The sequence below is a fragment of the Psychrobacillus sp. genome (assembly GCF_032154225.1).
In the GTDB taxonomy this organism is placed as follows: Bacteria; Bacillota; Bacilli; order Bacillales_A; family Planococcaceae; genus Psychrobacillus.
In genome coordinates this window covers 1-18771 of sequence record NZ_JALDYF010000027.1, presented here as the reverse complement: position 1 = coordinate 18771, position 18771 = coordinate 1, and the positions used below count along the sequence as shown (strand labels likewise).

At 37.2% G+C, this 18771-nt stretch carries 27 protein-coding genes and 1 pseudogene; 25 read left to right on the top strand and 3 right to left on the bottom strand.

The window, feature by feature from the left end:
* Positions 1–9 precede the first annotated feature (9 nt).
* The 21 genes and pseudogenes from RUH95_RS20055 (at position 10) to RUH95_RS19955 (ending at position 14729) form a co-directional block, all read left to right on the top strand.
* Positions 10–267, top strand: coding sequence for a hypothetical protein (locus RUH95_RS20055; RefSeq protein WP_313894683.1), 258 nt, complete (start codon positions 10–12; stop codon positions 265–267).
* The gene (locus RUH95_RS20050) at positions 267–554 is read left to right on the top strand and encodes a head-tail connector protein (protein ID WP_313894715.1); all 288 of its coding nucleotides are present in this window, start codon (positions 267–269) and stop codon (positions 552–554) included. The genes RUH95_RS20055 and RUH95_RS20050 overlap by 1 nt, the downstream gene beginning before the upstream one ends.
* Positions 541–852, top strand: coding sequence for a hypothetical protein (locus tag RUH95_RS20045; protein WP_313894682.1), 312 nt, complete (start codon positions 541–543; stop codon positions 850–852). The genes RUH95_RS20050 and RUH95_RS20045 overlap by 14 nt, the downstream gene beginning before the upstream one ends.
* Complete coding sequence (locus tag RUH95_RS20040; protein WP_313894681.1) at positions 842–1246, top strand: HK97-gp10 family putative phage morphogenesis protein; 405 nt, start codon at positions 842–844, stop codon at positions 1244–1246. The genes RUH95_RS20045 and RUH95_RS20040 overlap by 11 nt, the downstream gene beginning before the upstream one ends.
* A complete protein-coding gene (locus RUH95_RS20035; RefSeq protein ID WP_313894680.1) occupies positions 1243–1593 on the top strand; it encodes a hypothetical protein in 351 nt (116 codons plus the stop codon). Before RUH95_RS20040 ends, RUH95_RS20035 begins: the two co-directional genes overlap by 4 nt.
* Positions 1583–1714: a hypothetical protein gene (locus RUH95_RS20030; RefSeq protein ID WP_313894679.1), complete on the top strand. Its 132-nt coding sequence runs from the start codon at positions 1583–1585 to the stop codon at positions 1712–1714. The genes RUH95_RS20035 and RUH95_RS20030 overlap by 11 nt, the downstream gene beginning before the upstream one ends.
* Positions 1714–2292 carry a major tail protein gene (locus RUH95_RS20025; protein WP_313894678.1) on the top strand — a complete coding sequence of 193 codons (579 nt, stop codon included), beginning with the start codon at positions 1714–1716 and terminating at the stop codon, positions 2290–2292. Before RUH95_RS20030 ends, RUH95_RS20025 begins: the two co-directional genes overlap by 1 nt.
* A 3-nt stretch (positions 2293–2295) precedes the next feature.
* Positions 2296–2628, top strand: a complete 333-nt coding sequence (gene gpG / locus RUH95_RS20020) for a phage tail assembly chaperone G (protein WP_313894677.1) — start codon at positions 2296–2298, stop codon at positions 2626–2628.
* On the top strand, positions 2625–2843 hold the full coding sequence (locus RUH95_RS20015) for a hypothetical protein (protein WP_313894676.1): 219 nt from the start codon (positions 2625–2627) through the stop codon (positions 2841–2843). Before gpG ends, RUH95_RS20015 begins: the two co-directional genes overlap by 4 nt.
* Positions 2844–2859: 16 nt before the next feature.
* A complete protein-coding gene (locus RUH95_RS20010) occupies positions 2860–3438 on the top strand; it encodes a phage tail tape measure protein (protein WP_313894675.1) in 579 nt (192 codons plus the stop codon).
* Positions 3439–3715: 277 nt separating this feature from the next.
* Positions 3716–6487, top strand: a pseudogene (locus RUH95_RS20005) (phage tail tape measure protein); the annotation flags it as partial.
* 12 nt (positions 6488–6499) lie between these two features.
* The gene (locus tag RUH95_RS20000; protein WP_313894674.1) at positions 6500–7354 is read left to right on the top strand and encodes a phage tail domain-containing protein; all 855 of its coding nucleotides are present in this window, start codon (positions 6500–6502) and stop codon (positions 7352–7354) included.
* Positions 7355–7366: 12 nt separating this feature from the next.
* Entirely contained in the window at positions 7367–9007 is a 1641-nt protein-coding gene (locus RUH95_RS19995; RefSeq protein WP_313894673.1) for an SGNH/GDSL hydrolase family protein, read from the top strand.
* A gap of 90 nt (positions 9008–9097) precedes the next feature.
* Entirely contained in the window at positions 9098–9877 is a 780-nt protein-coding gene (locus RUH95_RS19990; RefSeq protein ID WP_313894672.1) for a DUF6270 domain-containing protein, read from the top strand.
* A 49-nt stretch (positions 9878–9926) separates the two neighbouring features.
* On the top strand, positions 9927–11759 hold the full coding sequence (locus RUH95_RS19985; protein ID WP_313894671.1) for a phage tail protein: 1833 nt from the start codon (positions 9927–9929) through the stop codon (positions 11757–11759).
* A gap of 4 nt (positions 11760–11763) precedes the next feature.
* Positions 11764–11982, top strand: a complete 219-nt coding sequence (locus RUH95_RS19980) for a hypothetical protein (protein WP_313894670.1) — start codon at positions 11764–11766, stop codon at positions 11980–11982.
* Positions 11983–12212: 230 nt separating this feature from the next.
* A complete protein-coding gene (locus tag RUH95_RS19975; RefSeq protein WP_313894669.1) occupies positions 12213–12656 on the top strand; it encodes a hypothetical protein in 444 nt (147 codons plus the stop codon).
* 151 nt (positions 12657–12807) lie between these two features.
* Positions 12808–12942, top strand: coding sequence for a hypothetical protein (locus RUH95_RS19970; RefSeq protein ID WP_313894668.1), 135 nt, complete (start codon positions 12808–12810; stop codon positions 12940–12942).
* 90 nt (positions 12943–13032) lie between these two features.
* Positions 13033–13503, top strand: a complete 471-nt coding sequence (locus RUH95_RS19965) for a hypothetical protein (RefSeq protein ID WP_313894667.1) — start codon at positions 13033–13035, stop codon at positions 13501–13503.
* A 16-nt stretch (positions 13504–13519) separates the two neighbouring features.
* Positions 13520–13816 carry a phage holin gene (locus RUH95_RS19960; RefSeq protein ID WP_313894666.1) on the top strand — a complete coding sequence of 99 codons (297 nt, stop codon included), beginning with the start codon at positions 13520–13522 and terminating at the stop codon, positions 13814–13816.
* Between the two features lie 64 nt (positions 13817–13880).
* Positions 13881–14729 carry a M23 family metallopeptidase gene (locus RUH95_RS19955; RefSeq protein WP_313894665.1) on the top strand — a complete coding sequence of 283 codons (849 nt, stop codon included), beginning with the start codon at positions 13881–13883 and terminating at the stop codon, positions 14727–14729.
* Between the two features lie 193 nt (positions 14730–14922).
* On the opposite strand, the gene RUH95_RS19950 is transcribed toward RUH95_RS19955, so the two are convergent.
* From RUH95_RS19950 to RUH95_RS19940, 3 genes are all read right to left on the bottom strand, one after another.
* On the bottom strand, positions 14923–15123 hold the full coding sequence (locus RUH95_RS19950; RefSeq protein ID WP_313894664.1) for a hypothetical protein: 201 nt from the start codon (positions 15121–15123) through the stop codon (positions 14923–14925).
* Positions 15124–15212: 89 nt separating this feature from the next.
* Entirely contained in the window at positions 15213–15563 is a 351-nt protein-coding gene (locus tag RUH95_RS19945) for a YhjD family protein (RefSeq protein ID WP_313894663.1), read from the bottom strand.
* Positions 15560–15772, bottom strand: a complete 213-nt coding sequence (locus RUH95_RS19940) for a helix-turn-helix domain-containing protein (protein WP_313894662.1) — start codon at positions 15770–15772, stop codon at positions 15560–15562. Before RUH95_RS19940 ends, RUH95_RS19945 begins: the two co-directional genes overlap by 4 nt.
* 226 nt (positions 15773–15998) lie before the next feature.
* On the opposite strand from RUH95_RS19940, the gene RUH95_RS19935 reads away from it, so the two are divergent.
* The 4 genes from RUH95_RS19935 (at position 15999) to RUH95_RS19920 (ending at position 18560) form a co-directional block, all read left to right on the top strand.
* Positions 15999–16181, top strand: coding sequence for a hypothetical protein (locus RUH95_RS19935; protein ID WP_313894661.1), 183 nt, complete (start codon positions 15999–16001; stop codon positions 16179–16181).
* 165 nt (positions 16182–16346) lie between these two features.
* Positions 16347–17294, top strand: a complete 948-nt coding sequence (locus tag RUH95_RS19930; protein ID WP_313894660.1) for an FtsK/SpoIIIE domain-containing protein — start codon at positions 16347–16349, stop codon at positions 17292–17294.
* Positions 17284–17802: a hypothetical protein gene (locus tag RUH95_RS19925; protein WP_313894659.1), complete on the top strand. Its 519-nt coding sequence runs from the start codon at positions 17284–17286 to the stop codon at positions 17800–17802. Before RUH95_RS19930 ends, RUH95_RS19925 begins: the two co-directional genes overlap by 11 nt.
* 41 nt (positions 17803–17843) lie before the next feature.
* Positions 17844–18560 carry a hypothetical protein gene (locus tag RUH95_RS19920; RefSeq protein WP_313894658.1) on the top strand — a complete coding sequence of 239 codons (717 nt, stop codon included), beginning with the start codon at positions 17844–17846 and terminating at the stop codon, positions 18558–18560.
* Positions 18561–18771: the final 211 nt, after the last annotated feature.

Here is an 18771-nt window from a genome sequence, read left to right as displayed (position 1 = left end):
TAATTGAAGATGGCTAATATAGTAAAATCTGCATTCAAAGACAAAGAAACTAAACAAAAATACAAGAAAGGCGATTCTTACAAGCATAAAGATGCGGAGAGAGTCGCTTTTTTAGTTAAAAAGGGATTTTTAGAAGTAAGTAACGAGGATGAATCTAGCAAAATCAAACACACTGGCGGTGGGTGGTTCGAATTACCTAATGGCGAAAAAGTGCAAGGGAAGGATGAAGCATTGTCAGCTCTCGAAGCGTTAGAAAGCGGTGAATGATCATGCTCGAAGATGTCAAATTAGCATTACGTGTTAGTAATTCAGCTTTTGATCCAGAAGTACAAGATTTGATAGATGGCGCTCGTTTGGATCTTATCCAATCGGGCGTTTCTCCTTTAATCGTTAATAGTTCGGTTGATGTCGATCCGTTAATTAAACGTGCAATTGTATTGTATGCAAAAGCAAATTACGGACTCGATGGTCCCAATGCAGAACGATTTGGAGAATCTTACGACTTATTAAAGCAACATTTGAGCCTGGCGGGTGATTATCGTGAATTGGTCTGATGTTGTCTATCTGATAGGACTCGTAGAGGGTACAGATTCGGAAGGTTTTCCTTCAACCGTAAAAGGAGAACCGAGAATGGTTTTTGCTAACAAGAAAAGCGTAAGATCAAATGAATTTCATATGGCCAAACAACATGGAGTTACTTTATCTTATATGTTCGAGGTCCGAACAGATGAATATTCAGGTGAAGAAGAACTCACTTATGAAGGTAAAGATCAAATGGTATATCGCACATATGAAAAAGGTGAATTTATCGAATTGATCTGTCATCGAAAGGGTGATGATCATGAATCTTGAGTTTGAAGGATTGGATGAGTTAATCGCTGAAATTGATCGAATAGAAGATATAACTGAAAACTTAAAAGATGAAGCATTAATAGCGGGTGGCGACTTTTTGCAGAAGGAAATATCATCAGAGGTGTATTCACATGGGTTAACGCGCAGGAGTGGTGAAGCAGAAGATTCTATCGTTCGTACTGACCCTAAAAACGGTGAATTGTTTGTAGGAACGCAAGGTGGAGCGAAACAGCCAGGCTTTTATCTGTACATGCATGAGTTCGGATATTGGAATGTTAAAGCTGCTAGATTTATGGCTCCACTCCCATTAGTATCAATCGTCTTTGAAAACAACAAAGGAAATATATTAAACAAGTATGTGGACGTATTTAGAAAGGGGTTGGGAATGTCATGAGTTTAAATAAGTTAATCATGGATACTCTCTCCCCTCTCGGCGTCCCTGTCGCATTTGCAAACTATAACAATACTGCTGATACCTATATTGTTTTTCTGATTTACAACGAAGCACCAGAAATGAGTGCTGATGATGTAGAGATAATTACAAAATACTTCATTCAGATGGATGTGTTCTCAAGCGGTAATTTTATCAATTTAGTTAAGGAAGTAAAGAAGAGAATGAAAGAAGCGGGATTTGGTCGTATGTTTGCATCCCAAACCTATGATGCGGATATGAAAAAATTTAGAGAGATTATTAGATTCAATTATGAACCGAATATAGAGGAGGAAAATCATGAAAAATGAAACGATAGACATTTCTAGTTTTTATTTTGCAGTTTCGGAAGGCGTAGATGAGCAAGGAAATCCTATTTACGGCGAACCTAAAAAACTTTTTGATAAAAGAGAAAATGAGGAGGAAATCTAATGGCTATCAAAGGATTAAAGAATTTACATTATGCAGTAATCACGAAAGAGGACTCTACAACTACCACTTATTCCACACCTAAACCATTTGGACCTGCAATGGCACTTAATGTACAACCATCGATCAACCGATCAAATTTAAGAGCTGATGATGGGGTTTTATTCAGTGATTCGGCAAAAGGGCCAATTGCGGTAACGGTTAATACAGCGTATTTAGAAAAAGAAGTAGAAGCAGAAATTTTAGGTAAAACAATCCATGCTAACGGGATTATATCCGATAACGTGGCAGATGACGCACCATACATCGCTATCGGGGGACAAGCTGAATCAGCGCGCGGAGGTTCAGAGTTCTTTTGGTTGTACCGTGTAAAATTAGCACCTGCAGAAGAGAATAAAGAGACGAAGCAAGAAACGCCGACTTATCAAACTCCTAATCTAACAGGTGAAGCAATTCCACGTATTCATGATGGCGAGGAAAAAACAAAGTTATGGGATCAAGATCCTGATGTTGTGGACAAAAAGATATTTGCGGACTGGTTCACAACGGTAATCGACAAAGAATACGTACCGGAGGTTTAATCCATGCAAATTGAACTTTATATAGATGGTGAACAAAAATTATTTACTACTCCTGTAGTACCATTACGTGCAAAACGCTTATATTTCAAAATACAAGCTGAAGCGGAAGAAAGAGATAAAGATGAAGATCATGTACCTACTTATCAAGAACAAATGGCAGAAGAAGATGAGATGGTAGGTATTCTCGCTAACGTAGTGTTTGGAGGTCAATTCACAGTTGACCAGGTCTACGATGGAGCGAGTGATGAATACGTCTACGATAAGTTAAGAGAAGCGGTATTAGGTAAGCCAAAAGTGAAAAAAGAGGATAACGAGGGAAACAATCTGGGGGAGTGACGTTTGCAGAAGCGTACACTTCCCTTTTGCAATTATACAAAAAAATGATGTTCCCTACACCAAGTTATATACATGGGGAACCAGTCGGAAGAACAGGATGGACCATGTCTCAAATTGATGAGATGGACGTCCATTTTTTTAATGAATTAATGATGGTTGAGGACAACGAACAGCCACAAGAAAAAGAAGAGTATTTATCCGATGTGTGGCTATAAAGGCAGGTGGTGATAAATGGCATCCAAAGATGTTGGTACGCTTAGGACAAGGTTATCTTGGGAAGATGAAGGCTCTTCAAAGTCTCTTGAAGGATTTAAAAGAGATTTAAAAGGCTTGCGATCTGAAATGAACGCTGCCAAGTCCGGCGGTAAAGATTACGCTAATAGTTTAAAAGGTTTGCGTGAGCAATCAGACATCCTTTCCCGAACATTAAAAACCCAACAAGAACGTGTGAAAGAACTTAAAAAACGTTATGAAGAATCAAAACGAGTCAAAAGCGCAGACGCTAAACAGACGAAAAACTTAGCGGCTGAATATAACGATGCAGTTGCTGCTATGAACCGTACTGAACAGCAACTCGGGCGAGTGACAGATAAGATTAACGAGCAGATTAACCCATGGAAGCGACTTGAAACGGTCATGGGTGAAGCTGGTAATAAGATGCAAGACTATGGTAGAAGTATGACTGATTTTGGTAAGTCATACTCTATGAAGGTGACAGCGCCTATTGTTGCGGGTGGAGTTGCAGTATTCAAGGCAGCAAGTGATTATGAAAGTGCATTTGCTGGGATAAATTCTTGTCCTCTCTATTAGAAATAATAGAGTAATCAAATCGAGCAAAAACGGTGAAGGCTAAGGCGAGAGCTAAGCTAATACCGTGGTAAACAGGAATATCACCTGTCACCGTAACGCATAGGGGATGAGCGATAAGAGAGCAATAATTCCCCCACGAGTGCTCGACACCTTACCATTAAGTTGAAGGTGAAAATGTATGCTGAACCGGGTATGAATGGACATACCGTTATGCGAGGAAACTCCCGGAAGTAGAGGATAAAAAGCCTTTACGATAACAAATTGAAGAAAAACAGTAGATATGACAGAAAAGGAATACGCTACATTAAGTAATAGTATTCGTCAGATGGCGTTAGAGATTCCAGCGGCTGCAACTGAGATTGCTAATGTTGGTGAAGCTGCCGGACAACTTGGTATTCAGAACAAACACATCCTATCATTTACACGTACAATGATTGACCTTGGTGTGGCCACAGATATGGGGAGTGAGCAAGCGGCTATATCATTGGCTCGTATGGCTAATATCACAGGTATGGCACAAACCGACTTTGATCGATTAGGAGCAACCCTTGTTGATCTCGGTAACAACTTTGCGGCAACTGAGGGCGAAATCACTGAAATGGGCTTGCGTATTGCTGGTGCAGGTTCGCAGATCGGAATGACAGAAGCGGATATCCTCGGTTTTGCGGCTGCACTTACAAGTGTGGGTATTAATGCAGAAGCCGGTGGTACAGCGATATCCAAACTTATGATTAACATAGCTCAAAGTGTTGATATGGGCGGCGATGATTTAAAAGAATTTGCTCGTGTGGCTGGTATGTCCGTTAAAGACTTCAAACAAGCCTTTGAGAAAGATGCGGCAACAGCAATTTTTACATTCCTAGGTGGTTTAGGAGACCTATCCGAACAAGGGGAATCAGCATTTAAGATTATTGATGATTTAGGGCTGTCTGAAATTCGCTTGCGTGACACTATTTTACGTACATCAAACGCACGTGAAATGGCAAATAACGCTTTAAAAACAGCGAATAAAGCTTGGAAAGAAAACACAGCCTTAACAGCGGAAGCAGAAGAGCGGTACAAAACAACAGCATCCCAAATGCAGATCCTGTGGAACAGAATTAAAGACACTGGTATTACACTCGGCAATGTTTTGATACCTGCTTTCATGGATGCTCTAGATGTCGCAGAACCATTATTTAAACAGATTGAAAATGGAGCCAAGGCATTTAGTGAAATGGATGAATCCCAACAACGTACCATCTTAAAAACAATAGCATTAGTTGCTGCCATAGGTCCTGCCACAATTGGTTTAGGTCATATGGCTACTGGTATTGGCGGAGTGTTAAAAGTTGGTGGTAGCGCAGCTGGTATGCTAGGTAAGGTAGGCGGCGCAGGATTGTTAGGTCGTATTGGTCTAATGGGTGCGTCAGCAGGTCCAGTTGGCTTGGCTGTGGTAGGTGTTGGCGCATTAGCTGTAGGTTTATATAAATTAAACGAAGCTAGTAAAGAGAGTACAAGTAGAGCGCTAGAATCTATAGAGTCTCGTAAAAAAGAAATTGAATCTATGGATGAGCTGATTGCTAGTTTTGAAGCGCTGAAAGATAAAAACAAACTTACCACTAAAGAAATGTTGCGTTATATGGATGTTATGACGAAGCTGAAAGATGCTAAAACAGAAGAAGCTATTAAAAAGCTTACGAAAGAACAAGAAGAACTTCTGAAAAAATCCGGCTTAACAAACGAGGAAATGGCAGAGTTTTTAAAGTTGAATGGCAAGCTTGTTGAAACGGCTCCTGCAACAGCCAAGGCAATATCCGAACAAGGGAATGCATATGCTGCTGTACTTAGTGAGTTGAAAGAATTAAACGCAGCAGAGAGACAGCGATTGATTGACGATACGTATATGGCTCTCACGACTGAAATGGATAAGCAAACGAAGAATTTAGAGAAGCAAAAAACTCTAAATGATGAAATTAATGTAAAGGAGCAAGAGCGCACTAGTCAGATTGAAGCTTTACGTGGTGTAAATGAGCAAATCAAAGAACAAGATTTAATCATTGCCGGAATTAGAAGTGACATGATCGGTGCAACGAAAGAAGAACAAATTGAACTTGCTCAAAAATTATTGCAAGAAGAAGATATTCGTGACACATTGCTAAGTCAGGTAGGTTATCACGAAAATACAATTGATAGAATAGATAAGCAAATCAAGAAAAAGCAAGGATCGCTTAAGGAAACTGAAAAAGAGTTAGCCGCATTTGATAAGTTGCAAGCTGAATATGAGCAAATGATACTCTACCAAACGGGTTTAACTGCTGAAAAAGGCGAGGGTATTAAAAAATTAAATGAAGAACGGGATAAAATCAAAGCTAATAAAAGAGAGCTTGACGGTCAGTTAGCTAAGCAAAAGATCACAACGAGTGAATATAATGAAGCTAACAAAAAGCTAGATACTCAATTAGGTAAAATTGAAGATGCTAAGAAAAAGCTAGAAGAAATGAATGAGGTTGCAGGTAAAACCATCTATAAAGATGTCAGTATAAAAACTAGCCCAACTGTGGAGGAACTAGATCGTATATTCACTAGACCACTTGAACGTACCATCAATGTGAAGCCTAAATACCATGGTCCATTTACTTTACCTCAACCTTATGAGTATGCAAAAGGTACAAGCAATCATCCAGGCGGCGAGTTTATCGCAGGTGAAGAAGGATGGGAACTTGGGCGCATGGGAAACCGTTGGGAAATGCTTAATTTAGGCATGTACGACCGACCTAGTGGTTATGAAGTATTTACACATGATGAATCTAAAAAGATTATTGGTGCGCTTAACCGTATGCCTGGTTACGCGGACGGCATAAGTAGTCCCGGTGAAGCTAACAGGGTTGTGGATGAAATGAATCAACAGCAATCGATGAATGATGGCAATGCAACGGTAGTTAATTTGCTGAAAGATATAGCAAAAGGGATAAGAGATGGGAAAGTAATACAGATTGATGGTGAGGCAATAACTAGTGTTGTGAATAATAACAATGCATTAGATTCGATAGGTGATTACTACAGATAAGGAGGTGTCCACTTGTTTATTGTATACGATGAAAATATGAATATTAAACCGTTTCCGCAAGGAGTGACACCTCTGGATATTTTTATTTCCTCTATAAATAGAAAACGAGTGAAAGAAGAAACCGAAGGTGTCCATGGATACGTAGATAAAGGATACACGTACGATACGCGAAATATCAATGTAATTTTACGATCGGAAGCTAATGACACGAGAGATTACCGACTCCTAAGGGATGAGGTATTTTCTTTTTTTAGTGAGCATGATTATTTATATATATCAGAAGAGTACCAACGAGGTAAGCGATATAAGGTAACGGCTGTTGAATCATTTATTCCAGAACGTATTAATCGAAGAATATCATCAGTTGGTATCGCGATAGAGATGGCTGATTTACCGTTTGCTGAATCAATCGGTACCACTCAAGATATTCAACTTAAAGGCATAAATGCTGATGATGAACTATGGGGATTTGGCATGGGCTTAATCGATAATGAAGACATGGTATATAAATTTGTAAATAATCAGTCTCCTAGAGTTTTTAATGCAGGAAATGTAAGGATACATCCTTTCAAACAGGAGTTTAAACTTAAATTAATCGCAAAATCAGATAGTATGAACAACGGGAACCCTGTTTCTAGAATGCGAATTTACAATAGAACGACAGACGAATATTTCCAAGTGGATGATTACGTTAAAAGCGGAGATGTAATAGAAATAGATGGTCCGGTTGTAAAGATTAACGGATTGAATGCTTTACACAAAACAAGTAAAGATTGGTTCACTTTAGCACCAGGCTTTAATGATTTTACAATTTACTATTTAACGGATTTCGAATTAACTTTCGATTTCCGTTTTTATTATTTATGATGGGGTGGTCTTATGGCATACAGAGATATAGGCAACTTGTGGGACAGACTAACGAGGATAGCCATCAAGCAGAACTTCGAGGAATTATTTTCTTTATTTACAAGCTTAGAGTATAAAGAAAGCGAAGCGAGGTCTATAGCTTTACAGGCGTTAAGTTTAGCAAAGAAAAATGAATTAAGTATTAATTCGCTACAAGAACAAATTAATAACTTAATTGTTAATAGCGGTGAAAGTAATGCAGAAACGGTCAATTCCAGAACTACTAAGGATGGTTATACTTTTGCTACCTTAAAAGAAAGACTAGATGACGCGGATGCTAGAATCAATAGAGCATTAAGCGCTAATAAACTATCATTAATTGCTGATATTCAACAAACTGATTATAAAAAAGGCGACTTGGTAGACGTTGAAGAATTAAGGCAGAAAGTGATGATTGCCTATTATACATTTATGAAGAATTTACGAGAGTTAAAGCCTGTATGGATCATGTGCATAGGAGATTCATTGACATACGGTTCTGATGCGACGAGTACCGATAGGCGGCCTGCAAGTGGAGTAGTGTTTCCAGACGGCTCAACGAGTGGCATAACTAGGGCATCGATCACTTATCCCGAAGCGTTGCAAAAATATTTGAATGAAGTATTTTATAAAGACGGAACGAATTTAGTTACCGTTGAAAACAGAGGATTCCCGGGCGATTGGGCGCCTAAAGGATATGATAGATCATTTACCAAGCATGTAGGACAATTAACCTTCATCGGCTATGGTACAAATGATGCTCGTAGAGCTATCTATCCAGATGCAGGAAATGTGGAGGTATTTATAAACTCATTAGAGCAAATCGTTATACGTGAAATCCTATGGGGGAAAGCTGTGATTCTATTAACTCCGCCTAAAACTTTGATAAGTGATATAGCTGTAGATTCGTTTGCAAATGCGGTTATTGGATTAGCGAATAAATATGGAATTCCGTACCTTGATGTTGATGAAATGGTAGCTGGATATGATTCATCTATTTATTCAGATGACACTCACTTCACCGGCGCGGGGTACGGGGTCATTGGTGCAAAGATAGCTGCTGCTCTTGTTGGTGAAGGTCCACATAAAAGATTTAATGTAATGAGTGGTTCCAAATTACTAGGTCGCCAAACGCTTGATAGTGTACAATTATCCAAAAACGCAACTTCGACAACAACAACAAGCGCATCGGCGCCCACACCGCCGGAATTTTCTTCAAGCCCTCAAATGGTTTTGTTAAGTAATCAAGGTGGGAGAATTGTATTTGGTTTTTATGCAACGATACCCGACATGGTAGTGGTCCCATATTTGTTTTATGGCAATGGTGTGACGTATAAAATTACTTTGGATTTTGCTTTGCCACAAGCTCAAAACATTCTTGACACATCTATAGGTGATGCTACGCAAAAACAAGATGAGGTAGCGAACCAACATATCGATGTGGCAACAAGCACCAAACACATAAATAAAAAATATCTTTTAGATAATAATATTGAACCTATCCGTATTACTCAAAAAGGCTACCATACTATATCAATTGAGAACGAAGGCGCATCATTAGGATTTTATGGTATTGAGTTTATGAGTTACAACGAATGGTATTTATTAAAAAAGTTAAAATCATTAGAAGTTTAAGTTTTTTAATATCCCAGACATGTAGCCGATATGAAAATAGTCTGATATAATTTACACAATTAAACTATTAAACTACAAGGGGTATTACAAGTGGGGAAAATCAAGATAAACATTATCGGCTCATGTGTAACAAGGGAGATTTTCATAACAGCGAACAACGAAAATTATAAAGGTATTTATCAATTAGGAACTGACGCTTGGCAAACATCAATACCGTGTTTAATGTCTCCTAATGTAAGAGGTGTTGATCGACCAGCGGGTATAACTCCATTTAAACTTAAAAGTCTACAAGCCGATACAAGAAAAACGTCAAGAAGAAGTATTGAAGAAGAAAAACCAGATTATATTATTTTTGACCTATACGCTGATGTTAGGTACGGATATGCGCAGGTGGGAGATGGATTTGTAACAAATAACCCATCCACATTTAGAAAAACGACATTTTTCAAAGACAAAAACTATACGAAAATCTATCATTCGATTAGACCAGACGAACATTTTGAGATTTTTAAATCTCAATTTGATAAGTTTGTAAGATGGAAAAAAGAAAAACTTCCTAATGCAAAGTTAATCTTAAATCGAATCAGATATGCAGTTGGTTATTTGGAAAATGGTGTTTATATGCCGTTTGATGAAGAACAGTTCCCGTATGTTCACAGCGACTTAAAGCAATTTATTAGATGCGAAAACTATATTATGGAAAATTATAAAGAAGATGTATTAGTGGTGGACATGGCTGATAGAATAGCTTTTGGAGATCCTAACCACAGAGCAGGAAAATCTCCATGGCATTACACCAGAGAACATTTTGAACGCAATATGTATCTATTAAATGAAATAGTATTGAAAGATAAAATAGAAAATAAGTAACTAGAAGACCACTTCAATAGAAGCGGTCTTTTTTATTGGGGGTGGATATATGTATGTACAAGATTTGGCTGGCAATCAGTACCACGCTATGGCAACTTATAAGAGGACTAAACGAGTAAATGGAGAGCGAGATATATCGCTTTCTTTTTTTTATGATGAAATTGTCAATAGGCAATTTATTGAGGATTTAGACAAGAGGTGGATCATCAATGTTCAGGGAGATGACTACGTTGTCATATTTCATCAAAAGAAATCTAAAGGAAATAAGTTTTATTTAGAGGTACGTGCTGTTTCTAGTTTCCATACGAATATGAAGGCGAAAAGGAAGTATGATACCTACGAAAACAAATCATTTACAGCAGTAAATTATTTTAATGATGTGTTTCAAGGTACACAGTATACCCCGGTAATTGTTGATTCATTTAATGCGTTGCAGTTTAGTGATACTCAACGTGGTAAAACATGTTTGGAACGTTTTAATACAGGTTTGAATCGCTTTAGTGCTGAATATTACGTACAAGGTAATCTTGTTTACATTCAGCGCTTAATTGGTGTGGATAGCAATTTTATGTACGCCTTCGAATTCAATCTTAAAACATCTAGTGTGGAAATAGACAGTACTGGTTTCGCTACTCATGCAAAAGGTTTTGGTAAAGATGGTTTGACGGCTGAATATACTAGTCCATTAGCTGACATATATGGAATTATAGAGGCGGAACCAATTGACGATGAAAATTACACTATTAAAGCAAATCTCGAAAATGCTTTAAAAGAATTAGTTGATAATAGTGTCCATTTGAGTGTACAAGTCGAAGTCGCTGATATGCGCGAGCAAGGCTATGACCAACCACAGCCCAATGAAGGAGATAGGATCTGGTTAATCGATAAGCGTATTAACTTTAAACAACGGGTAAGAATCGTTGAACTTGTGGAAGTGTTTGACTTTGAGGATAACATCATTGATCAATCCGTGACGCTAGGTAGTTTAAGGCTATCGGAACGATACAAAGCACAGATTAATAACGCCATAAGGGACTTGGATAAGATATTTCAAGGTAAATTGCAGCTACCTTACAACGTCCTAGATGATGCGGTTAAACTAGCGACACAATTGCTTTTATCAGCACATACGGAGTTAGAGTTTAACAACGGGATTATAGCAGTAGATAAAAACAACCCGAACCTGTTGGTATTGCTCAATTCAAACGGATTAGGTGTCTCTGTTGATGGCGGTCAGACATTCGAACAAGCCATTACAAGCGCAGGAGTAAACACAAATTTATTAACGGCAGGTACGATTCATACCAACAATATACGAATTGTAGGTTCTGAATCTTATTTTTATTGGGATGGAAATGAATTAATTGCTATCAGTCCAAGTGATACAGATAAGTATGTGAAGCTTACACCAGGACATATTGAAATAGGTAAAGGCGCTATCACCATATACGGTGAAGATGGGCGAGTGGTCATGGTTAACGGGATACCGAGGTATAACACGGCAGTCCAAAACCATTTACCAGACGTAATAAGCAGTGAAATTGTCGTCGAGCAAGGTTGGTATAGGACCTTTTCCACTAGCTATGTAGATGTGGCTAACTTTGTTGTTGAACATAACGCTAGGTACTTACATGTCAATGTAGGTATTAACGTGCTATCTGTTGCAAGTGGGGCAGTTTGGGCAGGAATATTCGGCTATGATGGATGGACATTTTCTAGCGAGGTTTTCACCACAACTGAAGCAGGTGGTCAGTTTAAATCGATGATTATAGATCTTGGTGTACCGACATACGAATCAGTAAATTTCACAGTACGATTGAGGGTTTCTAACGATCAAATTAAAGGTGGATTACGTATAGGAGCTAGAGTATTGAGGGGGTAGTTGAATGGTAACAACATATGAAAAGTTGTCAGACGAAGAAGATTTAACTAAGGTCCTTGTAAGGTGTGATCAAGAAGGAAACATTATATCTGGTGAGGTTGGTGAGATGATCAATCAAGAATCTGGAATAATGTTGATCATTAAAAAAGAAGATGCAGTCTCATTGGATATGATGAAATTGACCGGGTCATTAGATAATCCTATTTTGGAATGGAAGGGATGATTTTTTATGTCTTTTACAATAAAATGTAAGAAATGTGGTCAAGAACAGAAATTAGAGGAAGATGATTATTATGACAAAGACAAGATATGTTTATACAACGATCGCTTTGCAGAGTCTTGGGAAGCTTTAAGTATTACATGTAAAAGTTGCGAAAATTGGATTTGATAAACAACTTAAAATTAAAGGTTTTCTTCACCTCGAAGAGAATATGTTATATGAGGTGAAAGATAGTGACTTTTGAAATAGGCGCCTGGTTAGGCATAGTAACTTTGTTATTAGGAATATTTCAGTTTTGGTTACAAGAAAGAACTAAATCATATTTACAAAAGAAGAATAATGAATTCTTGGAAAAATTGCGGTGGGAAAATAAAGCGAAGGAGGAAGCAGCCAAAGTAGCCGAATATTTGTCTTTAGTGAAAAATCTTCAAACAGAAGAAGATTATCGGAAAGTTAATAAATTAGCTTGGGAACTTACGATGTGGTTACCTTCTGACGTATACAAAGCGATGGGGCAAGCTTTAACCAATCCGAGTGACAGTAATAACGAACTATCAATCATAATAGATATTCGGAAAATCCTGCTTGGAAAAGAATCTGGCAATTTAACGCAAGACGACGTAATCCAACATGGACCTGGTATCGGCTGGCTAAACAAAGAGATGAAAAGTAAATAATTAAAAGCGATTCTCAAAAACTAAATGCTTTTTCATAAAAGCTCAAGCTACAATTCACATTACATCTAATTATTATCTTCATATCGCAATGTTTATAAGTAGACGATTAATGGAATAGTAATAGTAGTAACAATTGAGAAGGGGTGTTTTAATGACTGAAAAATACTTCAAACCGATAACGAGTAGAGAATCAGAACTTGAAATACCAAATATTTATGAATTAGATGAAGTTGGCCGTTACGAGAATTACGATGAAGAAGATGCGATCGACTTTTATTATCATTAATTAAAATTAAATAATTATAGCAAAGACATCTCACGAGAGGTGTCTTTTTGTTTTACCAAAATAGAGAGAAATAAAAAAGGGGGTAGGAGAATGACTGGGAAGGACGGTGAAACAATGGCGCCCATCGATGAACGCATTGAATTACAAGATGAACGTCTCAACAAACATGATGAACGTCTGAATCAGCATGGCGAGCGTATCCTACAGCTTGAAAATTGGGACAAGGATAAACATCAACGTATTCAATTAATGGAGCAGAAAGAGCAAGAACACGAAAAGAGAATTAAGGATGTGGAGCAAAATTATACGAAGCTTGAGAATACGATCATGTCCGAAAACAAAGAAACTCGAATGTTTTTTCAATCGAATATGGACAAACAGTGGGACTTAATTAAATCTCGGGATGATCAAAGGCTCGAAGATAAACGTATGCAACACGATGATAACCGCATGAAACTTGATTTAGAAAAAACGAAATTTGAACGTTGGAGCGACATCTTTTTTAAGTTAGCAGGTACAGGCGGTATCCTATATCTGATTGTGCAAGCTTTAGTTAAATAAAAGGAGGAATTTTAATATGAAGATCATCAACTGGAAAGTACGCTTTAGCAAAGAAAACATACAATTTATCGTCCGTTTTATCGCATCGTTGTTAATCCCAATCTTAGCTTACATGGGTTTGAAACTAGACGACATTATCACATGGGCATTGGTAGGAGATATATTAAAAGATTTTATCAGTAATCCTTATTTAATCGCTCTGACTGTCATTAATGCAATTAACGTTATTCCCGATCCAACCACAGTGGGGATCAGAGATAGCAGACAAGCACTGCTATATGTAAAGCCAAGAAATGATAAAGAGTATTTGTGAGAGTGACGATTATTCGTTGCTCTTTTTTTATTTTTAAAAACTACTAATAAGGGAGATAGTTAATATGCCATTTACAGGATACAGAATTACAAGCCCGTTCGGAATCAGAAATAATCCATTTGGAGCAGGAAAAGAATTTCATACAGGAATCGATCTAGTTAAAAACCACAAGGCGCCGATCAATGCATTTACAGAGGGACAAGTATTATATGCAGGATTTGGAAACGCGGGAACAGGCTTAGGTGGTTATGGAAATGTGGTAGTGGTCAAAGACAAAAACGGAAGGGCGCAAGTCTATGCTCATTTAGATAGTGTTGCAGTCAGGACAGGCGCCACTATCAAAAAAGGACAGGTCATTGGCTACCAAGGTACAACAGGGCAAGTAACAGGCTCCCATTTACACTATGAAGTTCGAAAAGGATCATCACCTAGTTATGGATGGATTGCTGATAGAGCTAACAACTGTCTTGATCCCACAGCTTACCTAAAATCATTTTATAATACAGTATCTAAACCAGCTAGTAAGCCTGCCGCATCAGGTAATACGTATCAAGTAACCAAAGCTACCCCTGGATATATAACTGCATCAGACGCTAAGTCCGGTAAAAATAAAAAGGCCAACATAAAAGCCGGCACCTACTATGTGTTTAATATAAAGGACGGTATGATCAACGTTACGAGCAAGAACGGTACGCCGGGATCGTGGATTAATCCTAATAAGTCAGCTAGTGGAGCCACAACATTAAAATCCGGCCAAAAGGTTAAAGTAAAATCAACAGCTAAGAAGTATGCAACAGGGCAGAATATCCCATCTTGGGTAAAAGGTAAGACTTACACAATTGAGCAGGTTAAAAGTGATCGCGTACTATTAAAAGAGATAAAATCTTGGGTTAAAGTAACGGATGTGCAATAAATTTAAAGCGACCTATCCATATGGACGGGTCGCTTTTTTTTATTTTACTAATTTTATGGTGGACTATTAGGTACTAGTAAAAGAAAATCAGACACTGGATGGCAGTCCAATGTCTGATCCTATAAGAAAGACTTATATAAGTGCAATCAACACTTACATGAATTATACTGATTTACTTCGTATTGTACAAGGTTTATCTTATACCGGCGAATTTAACGGTGTGCTCGCTATACAAGGTTATTTCATCTACTATTTCCACGGCTTCTTCTTCACTTGCAATGCCTTTTCTCGACATTGCTTCGTCTTTCACTCTACCGGAGCCATTATACACATCTACACTATAATTTACTTCGCTTTTTTTCGTAATGAATACTGTTTTAATTGAGTTACTCATCTTGTTCTCCTTTGAGTGTTTGTATTTATTAATGAATATACCACATTAAATTGAAACGTAATAGAGAAATTTGAGCTTTTTATTTGACATCATGATTTTAAATATTCATCAAGCAATTTTTCTGTTTTATTCCGTAGCACATCGTTATTAACAGCCCTTCTAATTTCACTGTCTTTACTGCGAGTGTAATATTCAGTAAACCCTCTTTCATTTTCACCTAGGCGCTCCACTTCAATTTTATTTTTACGCATATACATCTTAACTACAGCAAGATCCTTCTGTACTTTCTTCAAAGTTTCTTCGATTAACAGTCTATAAGGAGATTTAAGCTTAAATGGAGTTTCCTCCACAGCCATTAAATCTCTATTTAACACGATAACCAACAACGGTAAATATATGGCCTTATCGATTATCTCTTGGTCCTGGTCAGATATGATCATGATTCCTCTTCCACAATCCTTTCGTAAAAATCAGCAACAGAACAATTCAACAGTTCTGCCAATATATAAGCTTTATCCATCGGTATATAATTTTTTTGAATTTCATAATTACGAAGTTGCCTGGTGCTGATAGACAACTTATCAGCGATAAAGTCTTTTCTAAATCCACTGTTTTTTATTAGTTCCTCTATATTACAACGTAACTTCATATTCATCACCTAAGTAATATATTCCACTTTATTATAATTTTCTCCTTCCGGAAATATATTTCATATGGACATACATTAAAAGTTTACTTGCCCATACACTGTATTAGACACTGACAGAGGGAGTGACGCAAATGAGATTTATCGTTCGTTTATTTAGAGCCTACTGCGGTATGTGTGGAAGAGAAACAGATCATGAAGGATTCCGATGTAAGGAGTGTGGAAACTGATGGATCCATTTACATTCGGGGTAATATCAATCGGAGTGGCTGGAGGATCATTATTTATCGTTTCATTATTTGAGTATTACGGTATTAAGGTAAATCAAACAGCTATCAATATAGCGTTAGAAATGACCAAATACGGAGGGATTTTATATTTACTGAAGGAAATGGCGAGGGTGTTCACTTAAACCGTAAAAATATAAAAGGGAAGATACGAGTAAGTATTCTTAGTTGCTCGCCGAGTGACAATTAAAACAACTTGTCCAATGCATGGCTTTACTACGAATGTCTATGTCACTGACCACTGCACACGATGACCTATACAGTGACTATAACAGTGAAGAGGTGAGTGTATGCTAGAGTGGCTATTATTACCGCCTGTATTGATACTAGGTGCTGCATTTATACCAAACAATAAACTAGGTAACTGGGATTATCACAAGAAACATTTATATTATCATTCATGGCTTGTGCCAATCGGCAAGGTTCGAAAAATAATGTATCACAACTTCGAGCATTATCCACACATGCTTGTGGGAGGAACAACGAGATTCGGTAAAACAGTATTCTTAAAAAGTTTGTTCGCTTCATTAATATTGGCTAATCCAGATAGGGCTAGAATCATCATGCTTGACCTAAAGGGAGGGTTAGAGTTCTGGAAATACAAAGACCTTCCACAAGTCCAAGCAGTCGCTACGGATCTGCTAGAAGCTTGTAAGGCATTAGACCATGTATATAAATTAATTAAAATAGAAGAACAGCGTTTCCGCAAAAACAACTGGACCAATATATCCGATACTCCTATAAAAGAGCGTACCTTCATCATTGTGGATGAGGGAGCAGAGTTATCACCTAAATTAGTAAGTAAGGAAAATAAGAAGTACGCAGAACTTGCACAGATTTATCTAGGAGAGATCGCCAGGATCGGTGGAGGATTGGGTTTTCGACTGATACTAGGAACCCAATATCCATCTACAATGGCGGTCAGCCAGCAAATAAAAATGAACATGGTAGCACGGATTTCATTTAGAATTGCTGACCAGGTTGGAAGTAGGGTTATCTTGGATGAAGTAGGCGCTGAGGATTTAGAGCCTTTACCTGGTCGCGCTATATATAAGCTTGCTCAAAAACACGAGATACAATGTCCATACATTGATGATAAGATGATCGGGAGGTTTTTGTATGAACAGAACAGAAATGATACTAACGTTGATCGACAGGCTAGGAGCAGTAAGCGTAAGACAGATACACGACATCATGATGATGGGCACGTACAGAAATACTTGCCGGGTGATAAGTAATCTAGGTAACTATTTAAATGAAGTAAGAGGTAAAGAAAAGATTGTTTACCTTAATAAAGATGGTCGTGAATTAATTGCTTCTATTAATGAAGTAAAAAAATCTATCCTATTTGACCACATGCTCTTAGCAAACGAAGCCTATATCTATTTTAGTTGTCCACAAACATGGCAAAGAGAGTATACATTTGAAATGACCAAGGATCCTGAATACGCCTTTGCGATACAAGTTAACGGTATTAAGCCAACGGTGAAGAAAAGGCTTGTCAGTGATGCGGTATTCACGCACAATGGCTATGTGCATCTTGTGGAAATAGATAACACTCGTGAAATGAAAGATAACATTAAAAAGATAAAAACTTATGAAGATATGTGGGATGACATACAAGAGAAATATCAGATGCAACCTATACTTTATTTCTTCACAACAAGCGAAAGTCGAAAAAGGAAATTGAATGCAGCATTAAAAAATCTTAACGCAGAAGTTTTGACTTTTAATGATATAAAATAAACATGTGGTAATATATAGGTAAAATGTATCGGGGGAAAATGATGAAGAAAACAGCAAGTATTTTGGTATTTTTGGTATTTATATTGATAGGATGTTCTTCTAATTCACTTATTAAGGAAGTATATAAAGAAGATGTTAATCAAGCCTTGGAAAAGTTAGATAATGCTTATGATGAAAAAAGAGAACTAAATGAAAGTGAAATAGAGTTATTAGATCAATTTCACGAAAAGTATATCGTCGGTAAATTCCTTACTAAAGATAAATCAGAATACGAAATGAATGATCTCGAAAAAGAAATAGTTAGAGAAATTGAATTCATGAGACTCCATACAGATACAAGCGAAGGTTTAGCAAGTGAAGAAAATGTATTTGAATCTTCGAGAAAAAGAGTAACTGATTATTTAAAAGCTAAGAAGATACCAGAAGATTTAAAAGATCAATATCCGACTTATGAAATTTCTTATGGTATTCATCCACAAATGAAAGAGGATGCATTAGAAGTAATAGAAGCTTTTGATCCTGTTATTAATGATAACAAAAATGAAGTCACACCAAATAACATCGCTAAGTTAAATGTTTTTCTCAACACTTATGCAGATGGAGAATTCGAGATTGATGATAAATACTATCTACTTGAAGATGGTGGAAAAAACATTGTGCATGCCTTTCAAAACCTAAAAGAAGATTTAGAAAATGGCGGCTTAAGTTACGATACAAGAGATCACTTCAATGAGGTAAAAGAATTAATTTCTGAGTAAAATAAACAAAACCCCTTCTCAATGAGAGGGGGAATATTGCCGGTCACCTAGTGACCAAAAAGTGACCAATAAGTGATTTAAGGGTAATTAAAAATAAAGTTAATGGTTTTCTGTGACAGTTTGAATTATAATGATTACCGTTAAATCAATGCTTTCAAAGTGAGTGAAATCTAATGACATCTGAATTTATATATTTTGATAATAGTGCAAC